This is a genomic window from Microbispora sp. ZYX-F-249 (assembly GCF_039649665.1).
Lineage (GTDB): Bacteria > Actinomycetota > Actinomycetes > Streptosporangiales > Streptosporangiaceae > Microbispora > Microbispora maris.
On the sequence record NZ_JBDJAW010000004.1, the window covers coordinates 111,842 to 129,607 of the forward strand.

At 70.1% G+C, this 17,766-nt stretch carries 17 protein-coding genes and 1 tRNA gene; 13 read left to right on the plus strand and 5 right to left on the minus strand.

Annotated features, from left to right (window positions below; translation table 11 throughout):
• Window positions 1-22: 22 nt before the first annotated feature.
• Together AAH991_RS06875 and AAH991_RS06880 are read left to right on the plus strand one after the other, a co-directional pair.
• Window positions 23-1,243, plus strand: coding sequence for an erythromycin esterase family protein (locus tag AAH991_RS06875; protein ID WP_346224897.1), 1,221 nt, complete (start codon window positions 23-25; stop codon window positions 1,241-1,243).
• A 6-nt stretch (window positions 1,244-1,249) separates the two neighbouring features.
• A complete protein-coding gene (locus tag AAH991_RS06880) occupies window positions 1,250-1,738 on the plus strand; it encodes an ATP-binding protein (protein ID WP_346224898.1) in 489 nt (162 codons plus the stop codon).
• 5 nt (window positions 1,739-1,743) lie between these two features.
• On the opposite strand, the gene AAH991_RS40640 is transcribed toward AAH991_RS06880, so the two are convergent.
• Window positions 1,744-2,025, minus strand: coding sequence for a DUF8817 family protein (locus AAH991_RS40640; RefSeq protein ID WP_507185140.1), 282 nt, complete (start codon window positions 2,023-2,025; stop codon window positions 1,744-1,746).
• Between the two features lie 887 nt (window positions 2,026-2,912).
• On the opposite strand from AAH991_RS40640, the gene AAH991_RS06885 reads away from it, so the two are divergent.
• On the plus strand, window positions 2,913-3,356 hold the full coding sequence (locus tag AAH991_RS06885; protein WP_142619344.1) for a hypothetical protein: 444 nt from the start codon (window positions 2,913-2,915) through the stop codon (window positions 3,354-3,356).
• Window positions 3,357-3,861: 505 nt separating this feature from the next.
• On the opposite strand, the gene AAH991_RS06890 is transcribed toward AAH991_RS06885, so the two are convergent.
• Window positions 3,862-3,946, minus strand: a tRNA-Tyr gene (locus AAH991_RS06890).
• A gap of 158 nt (window positions 3,947-4,104) precedes the next feature.
• Here AAH991_RS06890 and AAH991_RS06895 point away from each other — a divergent pair.
• The 10 genes from AAH991_RS06895 (at window position 4,105) to AAH991_RS06940 (ending at window position 13,549) form a co-directional block, all read left to right on the plus strand.
• On the plus strand, window positions 4,105-4,584 hold the full coding sequence (locus AAH991_RS06895; protein ID WP_346224899.1) for a GNAT family N-acetyltransferase: 480 nt from the start codon (window positions 4,105-4,107) through the stop codon (window positions 4,582-4,584).
• 54 nt (window positions 4,585-4,638) lie between these two features.
• On the plus strand, window positions 4,639-5,130 hold the full coding sequence (locus tag AAH991_RS06900; RefSeq protein ID WP_346224900.1) for a YajQ family cyclic di-GMP-binding protein: 492 nt from the start codon (window positions 4,639-4,641) through the stop codon (window positions 5,128-5,130).
• Window positions 5,131-5,294: 164 nt separating this feature from the next.
• Window positions 5,295-7,844 carry an MFS transporter gene (locus AAH991_RS06905; RefSeq protein WP_346224901.1) on the plus strand — a complete coding sequence of 850 codons (2,550 nt, stop codon included), beginning with the start codon at window positions 5,295-5,297 and terminating at the stop codon, window positions 7,842-7,844.
• Entirely contained in the window at window positions 7,841-8,662 is an 822-nt protein-coding gene (locus AAH991_RS06910; protein WP_346224902.1) for a YceI family protein, read from the plus strand. The genes AAH991_RS06905 and AAH991_RS06910 overlap by 4 nt, the downstream gene beginning before the upstream one ends.
• 35 nt (window positions 8,663-8,697) lie before the next feature.
• On the plus strand, window positions 8,698-9,180 hold the full coding sequence (locus AAH991_RS06915; protein WP_346224903.1) for a MarR family winged helix-turn-helix transcriptional regulator: 483 nt from the start codon (window positions 8,698-8,700) through the stop codon (window positions 9,178-9,180).
• Window positions 9,181-9,290: 110 nt separating this feature from the next.
• Complete coding sequence (locus AAH991_RS06920) at window positions 9,291-10,196, plus strand: ABC transporter substrate-binding protein (RefSeq protein ID WP_346224904.1); 906 nt, start codon at window positions 9,291-9,293, stop codon at window positions 10,194-10,196.
• Window positions 10,193-11,032: an amino acid ABC transporter permease gene (locus AAH991_RS06925; RefSeq protein ID WP_346224905.1), complete on the plus strand. Its 840-nt coding sequence runs from the start codon at window positions 10,193-10,195 to the stop codon at window positions 11,030-11,032. The genes AAH991_RS06920 and AAH991_RS06925 overlap by 4 nt, the downstream gene beginning before the upstream one ends.
• Window positions 11,029-11,769: an amino acid ABC transporter ATP-binding protein gene (locus tag AAH991_RS06930; protein WP_346224906.1), complete on the plus strand. Its 741-nt coding sequence runs from the start codon at window positions 11,029-11,031 to the stop codon at window positions 11,767-11,769. Before AAH991_RS06925 ends, AAH991_RS06930 begins: the two co-directional genes overlap by 4 nt.
• Window positions 11,770-11,925: 156 nt before the next feature.
• A complete protein-coding gene (locus tag AAH991_RS06935) occupies window positions 11,926-12,954 on the plus strand; it encodes a hypothetical protein (protein WP_346224907.1) in 1,029 nt (342 codons plus the stop codon).
• Window positions 12,955-12,973: 19 nt separating this feature from the next.
• Complete coding sequence (locus tag AAH991_RS06940; RefSeq protein ID WP_346224908.1) at window positions 12,974-13,549, plus strand: pyridoxamine 5'-phosphate oxidase family protein; 576 nt, start codon at window positions 12,974-12,976, stop codon at window positions 13,547-13,549.
• A gap of 17 nt (window positions 13,550-13,566) precedes the next feature.
• On the opposite strand, the gene AAH991_RS06945 is transcribed toward AAH991_RS06940, so the two are convergent.
• The 3 genes from AAH991_RS06945 to AAH991_RS06955 form a co-directional block, all read right to left on the minus strand.
• A complete protein-coding gene (locus AAH991_RS06945) occupies window positions 13,567-14,415 on the minus strand; it encodes a M48 family metalloprotease (protein WP_346224909.1) in 849 nt (282 codons plus the stop codon).
• 75 nt (window positions 14,416-14,490) lie between these two features.
• Complete coding sequence (locus AAH991_RS06950) at window positions 14,491-16,035, minus strand: NADH-quinone oxidoreductase subunit N (protein WP_346224910.1); 1,545 nt, start codon at window positions 16,033-16,035, stop codon at window positions 14,491-14,493.
• Window positions 16,032-17,714 (minus strand): complex I subunit 4 family protein, encoded by a 1,683-nt coding sequence (locus tag AAH991_RS06955; RefSeq protein WP_346224911.1) that lies wholly within the window; start codon window positions 17,712-17,714, stop codon window positions 16,032-16,034. The genes AAH991_RS06950 and AAH991_RS06955 overlap by 4 nt, the downstream gene beginning before the upstream one ends.
• Window positions 17,715-17,766 lie beyond the last annotated feature (52 nt).

Genomic DNA, 17,766 nt, shown 5'->3' on the forward strand with positions numbered 1-17,766 from the left:
CGATCGACCGTGGGGAGTCTTCATGGAGAACGAAGTGGCGGAGTGGCTCAAGTCGCGAGCGATACCGCTGGACGGCCTCACACCGGGCGCCGGGACCACCGACCTGGCGCCGTTCCGCGCCGCCCTGGACGGGGTGCGGGTGGTGGGAGTCGGCGAGGGCACCCATGGCAGCCGGGAGTTCTTCCTGATCAGGCACCGGTTGCTGGAGTTCCTGGTGGAGGAGCTGGGCGTCACGACACTCGCGGTGGAGGCGAGCGCGTCGGCGTCGCGGGCCGTGGACGACTACGTGCGGGGCGGCTCCGGTGATCCGGTCGAGGCGCTCGCCGGTCTGGGCTTCTGGACGCTGCACACCGAGGAGATGCTGGCGGTCGTTCAATGGCTGCGCGACCACAACCGCACCGCCGCGGCGAAGGTACGGTTCGTGGGGATCGACCCGCAGCATCCCGCGGCCTCGCTGGAGGCCCTGCGTACCCACCTCGGCGACGACGCGCCGGACCTGCTCGACCCCCTCGCTCCCCTCACCGGCAAGCGCCTGGGTGTCGGCCCGCCGCTGGACCGGCGGATCGAAGCCGACGCCCGCCGTGTGGAGGACTTCCTGACCGGCCGGACCGCCGGCCCCGAACGGGACGAAGCGCTGGCGCACGCGCGGATCGTGCGGCAGAGCGCCGACCTCGCGAGCCGGCCGTTCCGGCATTCGGACCCCGCCGAGACCGTGAGCGTCGCCCGCGACCGGTACCTCGCCGACAACCTCGACCTGCTCCTGACCGACCCGAACGCCAAGATCGCCCTCTGGGCGCACAACGGCCACATCATGAGGGGCAGCCACAGCGGCGGGTCGGTGCCCGCCATGGGATGGCACCTCGCACAGCGCCATGGTGAGGCGTACTACGCCCTCGGCGTGCTGTTCGGAGAAGGCCGGTTCCGGGCCCGGCGGCCACGATTCGGAAAGGTGAACCCGGCCAGGCCTCCGGCCACCTTCCGGGTTCCGCTCGTCCGCAAACCCACGATCGTGGAGGGCCACCTGGCCGCCGCCTCCCCGGGCGAGTATGTGATCGACCTGCGGGGCGAGCCGCGGCCCGAGGCGGTGACGCAGTGGCTCGGCGAATCCCTGTTCATGCGGAGCTACGGCGGCCTGGTGGCGAGGCGGTTCACCTACAAACTCAGCTACATGCCCACCGTGCTCGCCGAGCACTTCGACGGCATCGCCTTCGTGCCCGAGACCACCGCCTCCACGGCTCTGTAGGCCCCGATGGCCAAGGTGTTGATCACCGGGATGTCGGGAACCGGTAAGTCGACCGCACTCCAGATCTTGGGCGCACGAGGGCACCGAGTCGTGGACACGGACTACGGCCATTGGAGCCACTGGGTCACCCTCCCGGACGGGTCGCCGGACTGGGTGTGGCGTGAGGAGGCGATGACCGATCTGCTCGCCGGCCACACGGAGGGCGCCTTGTTCGTGGCCGGCTGCAAGAGCAACCAGGGCCGGTTCTATCCGCTGTTCGACCACGTCGTGTTGCTGAGCGCGCCCGCCGAGGTGCTGCTGGCCCGGGTCGGGGAGCGGACCGGCAATCCGTACGGGAAGCGGCCGGAGGAACGGGACGCGATCCTGGAGAACCTGCGCGTCGTCGAGCCGCTGCTGCGGGCCACCGCCACCGTGGAGATCGACGCTCGCGCTCCTATCGAGCATGTCGTCCGGCAGCTCGAGGTGCTTGCCGCGGCGCCGACTCCACTCACCTGAGCAACTCAAGGCATGGGCGAGCCGACGCGATGCAGAGTTCCGTCAGAGTCGATGTAGGCGAACTCTCGAAGTCCGTATGGAGTGTCGTGAGGCTCGCCGAGGCGGCCGGTGACGTCCGCGGCGGCCCATTCGGCGTACACGGCATCGGCGTCCGAGACGTAGAGGTAGACGGCCGCAGCGGTGCGGGCAGGATCGTGCTCATTCCACTCGGTCAGATGGAGCGAAACCGACCCCCGAGCGACGAACCCATACCTCGGTGACTTCGACAACAGAACATCATCCCTCACGTTGTGGTGAAAGCATGGAATGACGGAGACCTGCGCCAGCGCGGACTGGCGCAGGCTCCTCTCATGGGAGCCCTGATGCCAAAACTACATGCAACTCGCGCTGGCGCTATCGCGAGAGCGGCTCTTCTGAGCGGCCTCATCACGACATTGACCGCCGGATGCACTGGAGCAACTACCTACGCTGCCGCAGCAAACGGGGAATCTACTGCCCAAAAGAACACGGGAGTTCCGGCCGAACAGCGCTACACACAACTACGTTGTTACAGCGTGGCCAGCCCCGAAGGGCACTTCGTCGAAGTTAGGTTCCCGCGCAAAGCAGGAGAGTTGCAGGAGCCGCAGATCACGCCTGAGGGGGCGAAGGACGCTTGTGCCACGCTATTCCGCGAGGGTCGACTCGTGGAAGGCGTAGCGAAAAACATCACTTCCCCCGGTGGCACCGAGGGTAAAATCCCCTTGCTTTTTGTCTGCACTACAGACACATCTCGTTTCGCTGTGTTCCCTTCAAAACCATGCCAAGCGATGGGGCTTAACGAGGCATAGCTTCCACTTCTGGCCGCCTTTCCCGTCGTCTGCCCGTCATGCTCAAACGTTCATATGGGCGGATAGGGGCGGGTGGTAGTCCGCATGATTGAGGTGGACGGGCGCCTGGTGTACGCGGTCTGCCGAATTACGCTTTCAGAAATCAAGGCGGCGGCGCTGCGCGCCGCCGCACAGCGGCCCGTCGCCCGCCCGCCGTCCGGGCGTGCGGCCTGGGGGCCGGTCCCGGCCAGCGGCGGCTCGGGCCGCCCGCCGCACGCTCACTACGCCGTACCCAACGCACCCGGCGCCGACGGCGCCGCACCGCCGGAACGATTCGCCAACCGCCCATCGCGGGACCGCAGTCCTTCATGTACCTTCTCGTCGTGGATGGCTCGAATCCTGACGCTGCGTCGAGGGAGAGAATCCCCTCCGGGTGTGCCATTGTCTTTGTGCTCTTCGGTCTTGTCTTCGTACTCGCTGGCGTCCGATGGATTGGGCCTGCACTGCAGGCCGCGAAGGGCGAAGGAATCCGTGGCACATTGACGATCGAGACAAGGAACTGCCGCAAGGGATGCGACTGGAGCGGCGAGTTCGTGTCCAGCGATGGGCGGCTTCGAGTCGCCGACGTGCACACCGATGATTTGAACCACAAAACGCAGGTAGGCGATCGCGTTGCTGTCCTGTACGTAGGAGACAAGGCATATGCGCCTGAAGGGTCCACCGAGTGGCTCGGCTGGGTCGTTGCCATGCTCGTCGGGGTCACAATCATGGGATGGACGATCTGGGTCTGGCGGTTCTCCGGTCGATCCTGAGCAGTTGCTGGCAGAAATAGCTGCGAGGACCATCGACGGGGCCGTTCAGCCGGCGGTACCACCTCGGTTGACAGCAGTTGCCTCCGGCGGGGGCCTCGGCTCCGGGGTGATCGCCTGCGCGTCAGCCGGGGCCGTAGCTGGCTGAGGTGGAGACCTGATCATCCCGCCCGCCACGACCCAGGCAAGCCCAGCACACCGGCTCCTACGGCTCAAGCCCGTCTGTGACCCCTGGCGTCCAATTGCCGAGGAACGGCGACCGGCTGACGTACACGCGAAGACGGGCTTGCCCCTCCGTCCCCGGCCCGCTGCCGCTCCGCGGTGGGTCGAGGCAGACGGGATGATCAGGGAGGCGAGGCGTGCGCGTCCGCGGAGGAGCACCCCCGATCGCGTGCCCCGAGCGTGCCCTAAGTCAGGGTCAGACACGGGGAATCAGGGGTACTCGCGGATCAAGAAACGAAGAAGCCCCCGACCGGCATCTCTGCTGATCAGGGGCTACTTTTCCTGCTGGTGGCAGGTCCAGGGTTCGAACCTGGGTAGGCTGAGCCGACGGTTTTACAGACCGCTCCCTTTGGCCACTCGGGCAACCTGCCTTGTCTTCCGCTCGCTGCGGCGACAGGTAGAAGAATAGCGGACTTCCCGGGTGCACGTGACATGGGTTCCGGCTCGGCCCCCTCACACGATCGCCCGGCAGCAGGCGGCCCCGGAAAACCGGGAGCGGACGCGGCGAACGGGCGGCCATAGTGGGACGGTGATCAGACAGGCTGAGCCGGCGGATCTCGCGGCCCTGGCGGAGATCGAGACGGCGGCGGACGGGATGTTCGTGCCGCTCGGCATCGTCTTCCCGCCGGGCACCACGGTCGTCGAAGGGTGCGACGATCCCGGGCGTGTCATCGTGGCGGGCCGGCCGCCGGTGGGGTTCGCCCTGGTCGGGGTGGTCGACGGGCTGACCCACCTCGAACAGATCGCCGTGCATCCCGACCACGGCAATCGAGGGATCGGGACCCGGCTCCTCGACGCCGTCTGCGCGGCGGCCGCGCGGGCCGGCAGCGCCGCGGTGACGCTGACGACGTTCCGGGACGTGCCGTGGAACGCCCCCTGGTACGCCCGGCGCGGCTTCCACGTCGTACGACCCCACGCGTGGGGGCCGGAGCTCACCGGGCTCGTCGAGCACGAACGGTCCCTCGGCATCGAGGTGGCGCCCCGCGTCGTCATGAGGAAGGACCTCTGATCACATCGGCGCCCACTAATCTCGAAGGGCAACGGAGAGAGGACACGGACACCGATGGCCGACAGCAGTTTCGACGTGGTGAGCAAGATCGACCGGCAGGAGGTCGACAACGCCCTGAACCAGACGGTCAAGGAGGTCGGGCACCGCTTCGACTTCAAGGGCACCGGCGCGAGCATCTCCTGGTCGGGGCAGAAGGACATCGAGATCAAGGCGAACAGCGAGGAGCGGGCCAACGCCGTCCTCGACGTCTTCAAGGACAAGGTCGTCAAGCGCAACCTGTCCCTCAAGATCCTGGACGCGGGCGAGCCGAAGCTGTCCGGCAAGGAGTACCGCCTGATGGTGTCCCTCAAGGAGGGCATCGACCAGGAGAACGCCAAGAAGATCTCCAAGCTGATCCGGGACGAGGGCCCGAAGGGCGTGAAGGCGCAGATCCAGGGCGAGGAGCTCCGGGTCAGCTCCAAGAAGAAGGACGACCTCCAGGAGGTGATCTCCCTGCTCAAGGGCAAGGACCTCGACATCGCCCTTCAGTTCGTCAACTACCGGTGATACGCATCACAGCCTGACACACGGATCAAGGCCCTGACCTGCGGGTTCAGGGCCTTTGTCAGTTTCGGCCGACCCCCGCGTCATGACCATTTGATTGCCCGAAGCAACGATCACTATATGATTGCTTAGGGAAACTAAGTTTGATCGTACGGGGAAGGACTTCGATGGCGAATCCGATGACCAAGGAGACGCCGCCGGGAACGGCGGCCCCGGGAATGACGCACCGGGAGATCCTGGAGGCGCTCTCGGGGCTGCTGCTCGGAATGTTCGTCGCGATCCTGTCGTCGACCGTCGTGGCGAACGCGCTTCCCACCATCATGGTGGAGCTGAAGGCGGACGAGACGACCTACACCTGGGTCATCACCGCGACCCTGCTCGCGGCGACGGTCTCGACGCCGATCTGGGGCAAGCTGGCCGACCTGACGAGCAAGAAGGTGCTCATCCAGATCGGCCTGACCGTGTACGTGATCGGGTCCGTCATCGCCGGCCTGTCGCAGAACCCCACGATGCTGATCTCGGCGCGGGTGGTGCAGGGCCTGGGCGTCGGCGGCCTCACCGCGCTCTCCCAGGTCATCATGGCGGCGATGATCCCGCCGCGGGAGCGGGGGCGCTACTCGGGCTACCTGGGGGCGGTGTTCGCGGTCGCCACGATCGGCGGCCCGCTGATCGGCGGCCTCATCGTGGACACCGACTGGCTCGGCTGGCGCTGGTGCTTCTACGTCGGCGTGCCGTTCGCGATCATCTCGCTCATCGTGCTGCAGAAGACCCTGCACCTGCCCGTGGTCAAGCGGAAGGTGCGCATCGACTGGGGCGGCGCGGTCCTCATCGCCGCCTCGGTCTCGCTGCTGCTGATCTGGGTGTCCTTCGCGGGCAACAAGTACGACTGGCTGTCGTGGCAGACCGGCGCGATGGTCGGCGGGGCCGTCGTCCTCGCGGCGCTGTTCCTCCTGGTCGAGACGAAGGCCAGTGAGCCCATCGTCCCGCTGCGCCTGTTCCGGATGCGGACGGTCAGCCTCTCCGTGGTCGCCAGCGTGCTGGTCGGCGTGGCCATGTTCGGCGCGACGACCTTCCTCAGCCAGTACTTCCAGCTCGCCCGGGGTGAGACGCCCACGGTGGCCGGCCTCATGACGCTGCCGATGATCCTCGGCCTGGCGCTCTCCTCGACCGTCTCCGGGCAGATCATCACCCGCAGCGGCCGCTGGAAGGTCTTCCTGGTCTCCGGCACGTTCTTCCTCACCGCCGGCTTCGCGCTCATGGGCACGCTGCGGTACGACACCGACTACTGGATCGTGGCCGTCTTCATGTTCCTCGTCGGTGTGGGCGTGGGCATGAGCCAGCAGAACCTCGTGCTCGCCGTGCAGAACGAGGTGCGGGCGGAGGACCTCGGCGCGGGCAGCTCCGTGGTCGCGTTCTTCCGGTCCCTCGGCGGCGCGATCGGCGTGTCGGCGCTGGGCGCCGTGATGGTCCACCGCGTCAGGAACTACCTGGAGGAGGGCCTTTCGGCGCTGGGCGTCAGCGGGACCGGCGGAGACAGCGGCGCGATCCCCGACCTCGCCGCGATGCCCGCCCCGATCCGCACCGTCGTCGAGAGCGCGTACGGCCACGGCGTCGGCGACCTGTTCCTCTACGCCGCGCCGGCCGCCTTCCTGGCGCTGCTCGCCGTGCTGTTCATCAAGGAGATCCCGCTGCGGACCAGCGCGATCACCGTCCGCGCCGACGGGCGGGAACCCGACGAGACCCTCACCCCCGAGCTCTCCCACCAGCGGGGCGGCGCCGCGCCCGGACGTCACGCGCAGCGCGACAGGCAGCGGCCGATCACGGCCGGCGCCGAGGTCGCCTCGCCGAACGGCCACGCCCTCACGCAGCCCCTGAACGCGCAGCCCCTGAACGCGCAGGTTCTCACCGCCACGCAGGCCCAGCCGTACGCCGCCGTGGCGATGGACACGCATGGCCCGGGCGGCGTGGAGATCCGCGGGTTCGTCAAGGGCCAGGACGGCGTGCCCGTGGGCCGCGCCACGCTCACGCTGATCGACGTACGCGGCCACCAGCTCGGCCGTACGGTCACCCGGGACGACGGGGGCTACACGCTCCAGACTCCGGGCGGCGGGACGTACGTGCTGATCGCGTCGGCGGGCGACCGGGAGCCGCAGGTCGCGACGCTGGTCGTGGGCGATCAGCCGGTGGACTTCGACATGGTGCTCGCGGCCTCGGGCCGGCTCGTCGGCACCGTGCGCGGGACGGACGGCGCGCCGGTCGCCGAAGCGGTGGTCGTCGTGACCGACGTGCGCGGCGAGGTCGTGGCCACGAGCGCGACCGACGCCGAGGGCGGCTTCGCCTTCTCCGGCATCGTGGCCGGCACCTACACGCTCACGGTCAGCGGCGCGGCGTACCGCCCGGCCGCCGTTCCCATCGAGGTGCTGGGCACCGGTCAGACCCGGCACGACGTCGTGCTCCTGCCCGGCGCGCGGGTGCGCGGCACGGTCCGCGTCAAGGACGGCGTGCCGCTGGCCGACGCCAGGGTCACGCTGCTCGACGCCGCGGGCAACGTGGTGGGTGTGGCGACCACCGCCGAGGACGGCGAGTACGCCTTCACCGACCTCACCGGCGGGCAGTACACGATCGTCGCCAGCGGCTACCCGCCCGTGGCGAGCACGCTGAACCTGGGCGGCCAGGGCGACGAGCCGTACGACGTGTGGCTGGGACACGAGCGATGAGCGTCTCGGAGACGGTCCCCGGGGGGCTGCACGCCATGGTCCGCAGCAAGGACGGCTGGGCCGTCCAGCACGCGGTCGTCACGGTGACGGACACGGCCGGCCGCCAGGTGGCGCGGGCGGAGGCGGACGCCGACGGGCAGGTCGCCACCGCCCCGCTGCGGCCGGGCGTGTACACGGTGGTCGCGACCGCGATCGGGTACGCGCCGGCCGCGTCCACCGCGATCGCGACCGCCTCGGGCGCCGCCGAGGCCGGCACGCTGGTGCTGGCCCGGCAGGGCGGCACCGAGCTCCCCCCGCCCGGCGTGTGGACGATCGACGTCGAACACTCGAAGATCTCGGCCACGGCCCGGCATCTCGGTCTCAGCAGCGTGCAGGGGCGGTTCACCGAGTTCTCCGGCCGGATCGACATGGGCGCCACGCCGGAGGAGTCGTCCGTGGTCGCCGAGATCGTCGCCGAGTCCATCGACACGGGCAGCCGGATGCGCGATGATCACCTGCGGTCCGCGGACTTCCTCAACGTCCCGGTGCATCCGGTGATCACTTACCGGAGCACCGGGCTGTCGCCGGCGGGCCCGGACCGGTGGACGGTACACGGCGTGCTGACGCTGAGCGGCGTCAGCCGCCCGGTCGATCTCGACATGGCGTACCTGGGCACCGGCCCGGACCTGTGGGGCGGGCTGCGGGCGGCCTTCCACGCGGTCACCGAGTTGCGCCGCGAGGACTTCGCGATGACCTACAACCAGGTCGTCCAGGCCGGGATCTCGCTGATCGGCGCGACACTGAAAGTAGAGCTGGACATCCAGGCGGTGCGCGGCTGAACGCCCTGCCCACCGCAGGCGGAAGGAGGCAGGCCATGACGCAGGCGGAGATCGTTCCCCGACCGCCGACGGCCGGCGAGCGCGAGGCGTACTGCGCGGTCGAGCGGCAGCTCGCCATCCTGCTCCGGCGCGCCAAGGCGTTCTCCGCCGGCATGGGGCGCAAGGTGCATCCCGAGCTCGACCCCGGCGCGTACGGCCTGCTGGTCCGCATCGACCAGAGCTCGCCGATGCGGTCCAGCGACCTGGCCGCCTACCTCCGGGTCGGCCGGGCGACGATCAGCCGCCAGCTCAAGGTGCTGGAGGAGCTGGGGCTGATCAGCCGGAGCCCCGACCCGGAGGACGGTCGGGCCCACCTGCTGGCTCTCACCGCCGAGGGCCGCGAACGGCTCGACGACGCGCGGGCCGCCCGCGAGGGCCAGCTGCGCACGCTGCTGGCCGCCTGGCCGGAGGAGGACGTGCGGCTGCTCGCGCGGATGCTCGAGCGGTTCAACACGCTCACGGAAGGCCTGAATCCCTGACACCACGTTTCACAGGCGTTACTGGCTACGACCCATGCAGTGGCCAATCCGTCATAAGGGACGCCTAAACTGCGCCTCAGACGTTTTCGCACCACAGCAAGGAGGCCGGTGTGGCTCCCTGGTCCACCTATCGGAAAGCGGCGAGCATCGGTGCGGCGGTGCTGGCGGCGGCGCTCGCCGTGTCCGCCTGCGGGAGCGACTCCGCCGATTCGGGCACGGCGACAGCCTCGGCCGCCCCGGGTGGCGTCGCCCTCGTGAACGCCGGAAAGATCACAACCTGCACGAACATCCCGTACGAGCCGTTCCAGTTCAACCAGGGCGACAAGGTCGTCGGGTTCGATGTGGACATCGTCGACCTGGTCGCGAAGAAGCTCGGCGTGACCCAGGACATCGTCGACATCGACTTCGCGGCGATCAAGAGCGGCGCCGCCCTGAACGCCCGCAAGTGCGACGTGGCCGCCGCCGGCATGACGATCACGGAAGAGCGGCAGAAGAACCTGCTGTTCTCCGAGCCGTACTTCGACGCCACCCAGGCGCTGTTGGCCAAGAAGGGCAGCGGGATCACCTCGCTGGACGACGTCAAGGCCAAGAACCTCAAGCTCGGCGCGCAGGCCTCGACCACGGGCCTCGACTACGTCAAGGAGCAGGGCTTCGAGCCGATCGAGTTCGCCGACTCCCCCAAGGAACTGCTCGGCCTGCAGACGGGCCAGGCGGACGTGATCGTGCAGGACCTCCCGGTCGTGCTGACGTGGCTCAAGAAGCCCGATGTCAGCGCCAAGTTCGAGCACGTCGCGAGCCTCGACACCGGTGAGCAGTACGGCATCGGCATGAAGAAGGACAACGCGGCGCTCAAGAAGGTCGTCGACGAGGTCCTCGCCGCCGCGAAGTCCGACGGCACCTACAACGAGATCTACAAGAAGTGGTTCGGCACCGAGCCCGGCGCCACGTCCGGTGGTGCCACTGACGGCGGTTCGGGCGCCGAGACCGGAACCGAGTCGCCCGCCGCCGGATCATGAGTGCTGTGAGCGAACAGCAGGACACCTCCCCGGCTGAGCCCCGCAAGGGGCTCAGCCCGCGGAAGAAGCAGCGCATCAGCCGGGCCATCCAGTACGCCGTGCTGGTGGTGATCCTCGTCGTCCTGGCCGCTCTGGCCGACTGGGGGGCGATCCGCGAGTCGTTCTTCAACCTGCACGTCGCCCGCGAGGGCCTGCCCGACCTGTTCACGGTGGCGCTCCGCAACACCGTCATCTACACGGTGTCGGGCTTCGTCCTCGGCTTCGTCCTGGGTCTGGTGCTGGCGCTGATGCGGTTGTCCTCGGTCGCGCCGTACCGGTGGGTGTCGGCGATCTACATCGAGATCTTCCGCGGCCTGCCGATGCTGCTCATCTTCCTGCTGATCGGCAGCCTGCCGCTGGCGTTCCCCGGCTTCGAACTGCCCGGCGGGGTGTACGGCAGCGCCGCGCTGGGGCTCGGCGTCGTCTCGGCGGCGTACATGGCCGAGAACTTCCGGGCGGGCATCCAGGCGGTGCCGAAGGGGCAGATGGAGGCGGCGCGTTCGCTCGGCATGCCGCACATGCGGGCGATGGTGTCGATCATCATCCCGCAGGCGATCCGGATCGTGCTGCCGCCGCTCACCAACCAGCTCGTCTCGCTGCTGAAGGACTCGTCGCTGGTGCTGATCCTCGGCGTCACGGCCGCCCAGGTGGAACTGGCGAAGTTCGGTAACGACCAAGCCTCCACCCACGCCAACCCCACGCCGATCCTCGCGACCGGCCTGACCTATCTGCTGATCACGATCCCCCTCGGGTACGTCGCGAGGCGGCTCGAAGCGCGTCAGGGAGGGGGCCGATGAGCACCGTCGAGATCAGGAACCTGCACAAGTCGTTCGGCAGGCTCGAAGTTCTCAAGGGCATCGACTTCACGGTCGAGAGCGGCCAGGTCGTCTGCGTCATCGGGCCGTCCGGCTCGGGCAAGTCCACCCTGCTGCGCTGCGTGAACCTGCTGGAGCAGCCGACCTCCGGCACGGTCGTCGTCGGCGGCGTCGACCTGACCGACCCCGACGTGGACATCGACGCCGCCCGGCGGCGCATCGGCATGGTGTTCCAGCAGTTCAACCTGTTCCCCCACCTGACCGTGCGGCGCAACGTCACGATCGCCCAGGAGCGGGTGCTCAAGCGGCGCAAGGACGAGTGCGAGCGCGTCGCCCGTGAGAACCTGGAGAAGGTCGGCCTCATCGAGAAGATCGACGCTTACCCGCCCCAGCTCTCGGGCGGTCAGCAGCAGCGGGTGGCGATCGCCCGCGCGCTCGCCATGAACCCCTCGCTGATGCTGTTCGACGAGCCGACCTCGGCGCTCGACCCCGAGCTGGTCGGCGACGTGCTGTCGGTCATGCGGCAGCTCGCGGAGGACGGCATGACGATGCTGGTCGTCACCCACGAGATGGGATTCGCCCGCGAGGTCGCCGACCGTGTGGTGTTCATGGACGGCGGCGTGATCGTCGAGGACGGGCCCCCCGAGCAGGTCATCGCGGACCCGCAGCACGAGCGGACCCGCGGATTCCTGAGCCGCGTGCTGCATCCGGGCGTCTGACGCGGACGACACGAGACGAGGCGGGGCCGTCGCGGGCGCCCGCCTCGTCTCGTCTCCGCCCAGGGCCGTTCGTGGCCCAGTCGTGACAGAACCTTTCCCCGCCGCACCGCGTCTATCCAGGCGACATCCAATCCTGGCGGGACGAAAGGAACTCCGATGAGAAAGCCCGCGATCCTCGCCCTGTCGGCGGCGGCCACCATGGCGCTGACCCCCCTCGCCGGCGCCGCGCAGGCGGAGGCGCGTACGGGGGCCGTCTCCGCCACGGCGTCCTCCGCGTCCCCCGTCCGGTACGCCTGGCTGAAGTCCTGCCACAAGAAGGACGACTACTTCCCCTGCGGCTCGTGGCATCTGCTGCTCCGCGACGGCCGTGACAGCGTGCTCAAGGACGCCGCGGTGTTCTCCCGCACCGCCAAGGGCAAGATCGACAAGCAGTCGCACGCGCCTGTCTCGGTGAGCGGCGACGGACGGCACGTGTCGTACTTCCGGCAGAAGGACGGCTTGCTCGCCGTCCGCGACGTGACCACGAACAAGGTCCGCGTGCTCCCCCGCGCGGTGTCGAAGCCGCCCAAGGGCCTCGGCACGGGCGACCTCGCCACCACCCTCTCGCGGGACGGCGGCCTGCTCACGGTCGACTACTACGACGAGGACGACAAGGTGCCGTCCCTGCTCGTGAACGTGCGTACGGGGAAGGTGAGCAAGATCCCGGCCAAGGTCACGGTCCTGGGCTTCAGCCCCGACGGGAAGCACCTGCTCGTCACCCAGGGGACCGCCGAGAACACCAGCCGGTTCAGCGTCTACGACCAGGACGGGCGGCAGACCGACACCCAGGTCGTGCCGCAGGTGGTGGCCAACAACAGCCCGATGGCGCTCGCCGACGACGGCGCCTCGGTGGCGGTGCTGATCACCACCACCTCCGGCAGGCAGCGGCTGCGGGTGTACGACCTGTCGAACGACACCGTGGGCGAGGCCGTCGACGTCCGCGTGCCCAAGAAGGAGTCGGCCAGGCGCCTGGAGTGGACCCCTGACGGCGGCCTCACGCTCTGGGAGACCCTGGACTCGGCGAAGACCGGCGAGACGACCGGAGTCGTGGTCCGCGGCCTCGACGCCGGCACCGGCGCCACCACCAAGCTGGACTCCTTCCGAGTGAAGTCCAGCCTGTGGACCTGGTGGTTGCCCGGCGAGTGAGGCGGGTTATCGTCCCGTTATGGGCAAGATCTACGAGAAGCTCACCGACCGGCTGCGCGAGTTCGTCACCACGCAGCCGGTCTTCTTCGTCGCGACCGCTCCCGAGCAGGGCGGCCACGTCAACGTGTCCCCGAAGGGATACTCCGACACCTTCGCCGTCATCGACGACACGACCGTGGCCTACCTCGACCTCGACGGCAGCGGCGTGGAGACCATCGCCCACATCCGTGAGAACGGCCGCGTCACGCTGATGTTCTGCGCCTTCAGCGGGCCGCCGAAGATCGTCCGACTGTTCGGCACCGGCCGCGTGGTGACCCCCGGGGACGCCGGCTTCGCGGACCTGCTCACGCTCTTCGGGCCGCATCCGGGCGTGCGCTCGGTCATCGTCGTGAGCTGCGACCGCATCGCCGACTCGTGCGGCTACGCGGTGCCCTTCATGGCGTACGAGCAGGACCGCACGCTGCTCGACGAGTGGGCGGGGCGCAAGGACGTCCAGCAGCGGCGGGACTACCGCGCCAAGCACAACCGGGAGAGCATCGACGGGCTGCCCGCCCTCGGCCCCGCGGAGACCGACCCGGTCACCCAGCACTCCTGAACGCCGGTCCCGGCGCGTCACCGCCGGTAGCCGGCCATCCGCTCGAGACGGGCGACCCGCGCGGCGACCGGCGGATGCGTGGCGAACAACCTGCCGATACGGGTGCCCCGGAACGGGTTGACGATCATCATGTGACCGGCCGAGGCGAGCCTGCCGTTCTCCGGGAGCGGCAGCCTGCGGACCTCCATCTCGATCTTGCGCAACGCGGAGGCGAGAGCCAGCGGGTCGCCCGTCAGCCGTACGCCGGCGTCGTCGGCCGCGAATTCTCGCGAGCGCGCGATCGCCACCTGGATCATCGTGGCCGCTACCGGCCCGAGGATCGTCACCAGCACGGCGCCGAGGAACCCCGGGCCCTCGTCGTCGTCGGAGCCGAAGAGCAGGCCCGCGTACCCGAAGTACGTGATCATCGTGGCGAGCGCGCCCGTGACCGAGGAGATCAGGATGTCCCGGTTGTGGATGTGCGACAGCTCGTGGCCGAGCACGCCCTTGAGTTCGCGCTCGTCCAGCAGCCCGAGGAGGCCGTGCGTGACGCACACCACCCCGTCACGCGGGTTGCGGCCGGTCGCGAACGCGTTGGGCTGCATGGTCGGGGACACGTACAGGCGGGGCATCGGCCCGCGGGCCTCGGTGCACAGCTCGCGGACGACGCGGTAGAGGACCGGCTGCTCCACCTCGGCCACGGGCCGGGCCCGCATGGCCGACAACGCGATCCTGTCGGCGCAGAAGTAGGCGACGCCGCTGACCACGAGCGCGGCCACGACGGCGATCCGGGCACCCGTGCCACCCCCCAGCCAGGCCCCGGCCACCAGGAGCGACGCGGACAGCGCCCCCAGCAGGGCCGCGGTGCGCAGGCGGTTGTGGTGCACGCCTCCTCCTCACGGCTCGGTGCGTCCAGCCCTACCAACGCGCATGGCCTGGACGAACGTTCCCCGTGACGCGCCTCACCCCGCCACGGACAGCACGACCTGCGGGGCGACGGAGAAGACCACGGTGACGGCGACCGTGACGGCGACGGCGGCCCCGGCCGCCGCTCGCGCAGTGACCGTACGGCTCTCGCCCGCCGCGGGCGGCGCGAACAGCCGCGCGGTCCAGGCGATGTAGTAGTACAACCCCGCCACCGTGTTGGCCGCCATGACCACGGCCAGCCAGCCGAGCCCGCCGTCCACGACGGCCCGGAAGACGACGATCTTCGCGAACAGGCCGGCGAGCCCCGGCGGCAGCCCGGCCAGGCAGACGAGGGCGAAGGCGAGGGCCAGCCCGGCGGCCGGGCTCCGCGACACCAGCCCCCGGTACGCCTCCAGGTCTCCGCCCTCGTGCCGCGACACCAGCATGACCACCGCGAAGGCGATCAGATTCATCGCGGCGTAGAAGACGAGGTAGGCGATCGACGCCCCGGCCGCCACGCGGGGTTCGGCGGCATAGGCGGCCAGCGGCGCGAGGATGTAGCCCGACTGCGCGACCGACGACCAGGCCAGCAGCCGTACGGCGGCGCGCTGCCGCATGGCGAGGACGTTGCCCGCCGTCATCGTCAGCGCGGCGACGACCGCCACTCCGGGAGCCCACAGCGCCGCCTTTCCCGGCAGCGCGGACGTCAGCAGCAGGATCAGCCCGGCGAAGCCCGACGCCTTGGACACCACCGACAGCAACGCCGCGACCGGGATCGGGGCGCCGTGGTAGACGTCCGCCGCCCAGAAGTGGAACGGCACCGCCGCGATCTTGAACGCGAAGCCCGCCACGACCAGCACGGTGGCCGCCGCCGTGACCTGGGCCATGTCCCCGCCCGCGCCTCCGACGGCGCCCAGGACCGTGCCTCCGGTCGTGCGCAGGGCGGCGTCGATCCGGTCGAGGTGGACCGAGCCGGTCGCGCCGTAGAGCAGCGATACGCCGAACAACGTGATCGCGGTGGAGACCACGGAGACCAGGAAGAGCTTGAGGGCCGCCTCCGACGCACGGCCGTCATGACGCCTGAGCGCGGTCAGCGCGAAGACCGGCAGCGACACCAGTTCCAGCGACACGACCAGCATGACGAGATCGCGGGAGGCCGGCAGCAGGACGGCCCCGGCCAGCGTGGCCAGCAGCAGGAAATACCACTCCCCGGCCGGGATCCGGCCGCGCTCCGCCGGCCCGGCGCCGGCGATCTCCGTCATCGACAGCAGCACGACGACCAGCCCGGCGGCCAGCACGACCGCCGCGACGACCAGGGTGAAGCGGTCCGCGACGAACGAGCACGACGCCGCGGCGGACTCTCCCGCCAGGGAGGCGGGGACGCAGAACGTGCGCCGGGTCGCGCCGCTCGCGGCCTGGACGGCCACCACGGCCAGGGCCGCGGCCAGGCCGCCGAGCGTGACGAGGCCGAGCGCCCGCGCGCCACCGGGCCGGGCGGGCAGGAACGCGTCCAGCAGCAGCACGAGCCCGGCCACCAGCACGAGGACCAGAGGCGCCGCCAGGGCGGCGTAGTCGATGGACTGGATCACCCCGCCCGTCATGGCGCCACCCCCGGTCCGAGGAGCGCCTGTACGGCGGGCGTGGTGACGGCGAGCAGGGCCTTCGGCCACAGGCCGAACAGCACGATCAGCGCCACCAGCGGAAGCCAGGCCGCCAGTTCGTGGGCGGTGACGTCCCCGAACCGCCGCCGCGCCCCGCGGGCCCCGGCGGCGCCCGTCGCATCGGCCTCTCCGTCGTCCACCACGACTTCGGCCTCCCGCTCCTGGGCGGCCAGCGCTGCCCCTGCCGCGACCGGCTCGACCGGTTCGGCGCCCTCCCCGGCCTCGCTCAGCGCCGCGCGTACGCCTTCGGCGGTGGCGAGCGGCGGTCCCGGCGGGATCGTCTCGACCGGCCTGCCGTGCGTCACCCGGGAGAGCATGCGCAGGAAGTAGGCCGCCGTGAGCACCGTGCCGAGCCCGCCTGCGGCCATGAACACGAGGAACAGCGGCCGGGAGAGGACGGCGGCCGGGCGGAACGCGCCGAGCAGCGCGAGCATCTCCCCCCAGAACCCGGCGAGGCCGGGCAGGCCCAGCGAGGCGACGCAGGCGAAGGTCAGCAGCGACGCGACGTACGGCAGGCGGCGCAGCATGCCGCCGCCCAGCCGCCTGATGTCGGCCGTGCCGTACCGCTCCTTCACGGCTCCGGCGAGGAAGAACAGCAGACCGGTGATGAGCCCGTGGGCGACGTTGGCGAACAGGGCGCCGTTCAGGCCCACCGGCGTGAGCGAGGCGAACCCGAGCAGCACGAAGCCCATGTGGCCGACGGACGAGTAGGCGATCATCCGTTTGAGGTCGCGCTGGGCCAGGCAGGCGAGCGAGCCGTACACGATGCCCACGACGGCGAGCGCGCCGAGCCAGGGGGCCAGGGCCGCGGCGCCCTCGGGGAGCACCGGGATCGCGATCCTGGCGAAGCCGTACGACCCCATCTTGAGCAGCACGCCCGCGAGGAGGACCGAGCCGACGGTCGGCGCCTCGGTGTGCGCGTCGGGCAGCCAGGTGTGCAGCGGCCACATGGGCGTCTTCACCGCCAGGCCCAGCCCGATGGCGAGGAACGCGACGATCTGCGCGGACCGGGCGATGCCCGAGCCGTGCCGCCCGGCCAGCGCGACCATGTCGAGCGTTCCGGCCTGGGTCCAGACCACGAGCAGGCCGATGAGGAGGACGGCCGAGCCGAGCAGCGTGTAGAGGATGAACTTCAGCGCCGCGGTCCGCCTGCCCGCGCCGCCCCACAGCGCGATCACGAAGTACATCGGGACGAGCACGACCTCGAAGAACACGAAGAACAGCAGCAGGTCGAGGGCGAGAAACGTGCCGATCATGCCGACCTCGAGCACGAGCAGCGTGACGACCAGCGCACCCGTGCGGCCCCCCGCGGGCGGGTGCCCCGCGAGGTGGACGAAGCACAGGAACGTCAGCAACGCGGTCAGCACGACGAGCGGCAGCGAGACGCCGTCCACGCCCAGGTGGAACCGCAGCCCGAGGCCGGGGATCCACGGCCGGTCGGTCCGCAGCTGCATGACGGCGGGGCGCGCGTGGTCGAAGACCGCGGCGAGCGTGACGGCGAGGGCCAGCACCACGGCGGAGACGGCGATCCCCCAGGTCACCGCCTTGTCCCGGACGGCAGGGGCGATGAGCGCTCCCAGCAGCGGCACGGCGACGAGCGCGATCGGCAACCAGCTCACGTCGTCACCACCGGCGCCCGAGGCGACGTGTCACCCTTGCGAGCCCGCCGCG

Bases quoted from the DNA above. Each gene is read 5' to 3' on its own strand.
- AAH991_RS06935 (WP_346224907.1), top strand. From the start codon at position 11,926: ATGAGAAAGCCCGCGATCCTCGCCCTGTCGGCGGCGGCCACCATGGCG.
- AAH991_RS06875 (WP_346224897.1), top strand. From the start codon at position 23: ATGGAGAACGAAGTGGCGGAGTGGCTCAAGTCGCGAGCGATACCGCTG.
- AAH991_RS06915 (WP_346224903.1), top strand. From the start codon at position 8,698: ATGACGCAGGCGGAGATCGTTCCCCGACCGCCGACGGCCGGCGAGCGC.
- AAH991_RS06950 (WP_346224910.1), bottom strand. From the start codon at position 16,035: ATGACGGGCGGGGTGATCCAGTCCATCGACTACGCCGCCCTGGCGGCG.
- AAH991_RS06905 (WP_346224901.1), top strand. From the start codon at position 5,295: ATGGCGAATCCGATGACCAAGGAGACGCCGCCGGGAACGGCGGCCCCG.
- AAH991_RS06940 (WP_346224908.1), top strand. From the start codon at position 12,974: ATGGGCAAGATCTACGAGAAGCTCACCGACCGGCTGCGCGAGTTCGTC.
- AAH991_RS06910 (WP_346224902.1), top strand. From the start codon at position 7,841: ATGAGCGTCTCGGAGACGGTCCCCGGGGGGCTGCACGCCATGGTCCGC.
- AAH991_RS06900 (WP_346224900.1), top strand. From the start codon at position 4,639: ATGGCCGACAGCAGTTTCGACGTGGTGAGCAAGATCGACCGGCAGGAG.
- AAH991_RS06885 (WP_142619344.1), top strand. From the start codon at position 2,913: ATGTACCTTCTCGTCGTGGATGGCTCGAATCCTGACGCTGCGTCGAGG.
- AAH991_RS06925 (WP_346224905.1), top strand. From the start codon at position 10,193: ATGAGTGCTGTGAGCGAACAGCAGGACACCTCCCCGGCTGAGCCCCGC.
- AAH991_RS06880 (WP_346224898.1), top strand. From the start codon at position 1,250: ATGGCCAAGGTGTTGATCACCGGGATGTCGGGAACCGGTAAGTCGACC.
- AAH991_RS06930 (WP_346224906.1), top strand. From the start codon at position 11,029: ATGAGCACCGTCGAGATCAGGAACCTGCACAAGTCGTTCGGCAGGCTC.